The organism is Endozoicomonas sp. SESOKO3, assembly GCF_024606255.1.
This window is the reverse complement of sequence record NZ_JAHHPR010000764.1, coordinates 1-1,232: the sequence shown is the minus strand read 5'-3', so window position 1 is coordinate 1,232 and position 1,232 is coordinate 1. Positions and strand designations below refer to the sequence as shown.

Annotated in this window: 2 protein-coding genes; both read left to right on the top strand. The window is 47.8% G+C overall.

Translation table 11 applies throughout. The features are described 5' to 3' along the window. Window positions 1–254, top strand: a 254-nt coding sequence (locus tag KDK18_RS13400; protein WP_257255434.1) for a hypothetical protein, incomplete at its 5' end; no start/stop codon positions are given. A 465-nt stretch (window positions 255–719) separates the two neighbouring features. Continuing rightward, a partial coding sequence (locus KDK18_RS13395; protein WP_257255433.1) for a hypothetical protein occupies window positions 720–1,232 on the top strand: 513 nt, incomplete at its 3' end.

The following is a 1,232-nucleotide window of genomic DNA, read 5'->3' as shown; positions in this document are numbered from 1 at the left end:
AAGTTTTTGACATCGAAATACTGACATTACTGGACGGGTACAGGGATGAAATGGAACTTATGCATATAGTGACCGTCCTTAAAAAAGCCAAAATCGACATCTCTGACCACATACTCGAGGGATGGAGGCAACAGGCATGCAGCGAAATAAAGCGGTTAAAAAGTCGAGAACCTTTATTATCAGTGGTTGATCCTGATGTTTATCAGAGTTGTCAGGAATTAGAGTTACTTGATGAGTGTGGGAGTATTTTCTAATGGGCTTATGCCTTCAATCTGACCCATCAGATATCATATGTCATAAGTCGTTTAATGAAAGCTTCCTTCGAGCAAACCCGCTCATTTAAAAAAACACCTTCTTCACCAACTCCGTTCATGGCACGCTGAGCAGGAAGGTGCTATACATTCCGGTGCAAATAACAAAGGTCAATCAATGGTCCTGAGTCTATGGGACGCTCACAAAAAAACAAAACTGCCTGCCCGATGGTCCGATCACTGCTTCTGTCAGTGACCATAATGTTTGGGAAGTCGCTGCCTGCAATGGGATTAGTCGACTCAAACTCGCTACCAGCCCGTTTCTTATATGCCAATCAGTTGGTTGAACCTGAACCGCCCAATCCTCATCCGGTAGGGTTTATGCAACACCCTCCCCATTTGCTAAAGCTGCTGCCGAATAACAGTCCTGCTGCGTCACTCCAATTGCCTCCCCTACCCATTTGGCCCATGAAGCAAACACGCCACATTGACCAGATGGTTATGTCCCTTGAAGCCCTGAAGCACTTTTCCACTTCACCGCTCGCCATAGTTGCTGCCGACGGAAACGATGGAGGCAAGCCACCCGGCGGAAACAACTGGAATCCTGACCCGGAGCCCCAGCCTGAACTTACCCCTGCTCCGGCCCCTGTTCAAAAATGCCTGCAACAAAAAAGGCAACTGCTACGAATGCTTCGTATCAAACGGCTATGGGCGATTATGACGGGCCAAACCACGCTGACACGGATTTTGTCAGATCGGATCAGGGTGATTGAAGCGGACCTTCTCGATCTGAAAGGATCAGATCCTGACACGATGCATCCGGGGCTGATTCAGAGATGGTTGGCAGAGCATGATAAGGAACTCATTGTTTACAGTGAGATCACTTCTTGCAGATATTCTGGTCGGCAGGCGGGTACCAGGAAAAAGAATCAACCCTCCAGAATAATCAAAGTCTCAACTACCACGACAACAGGCCAGATG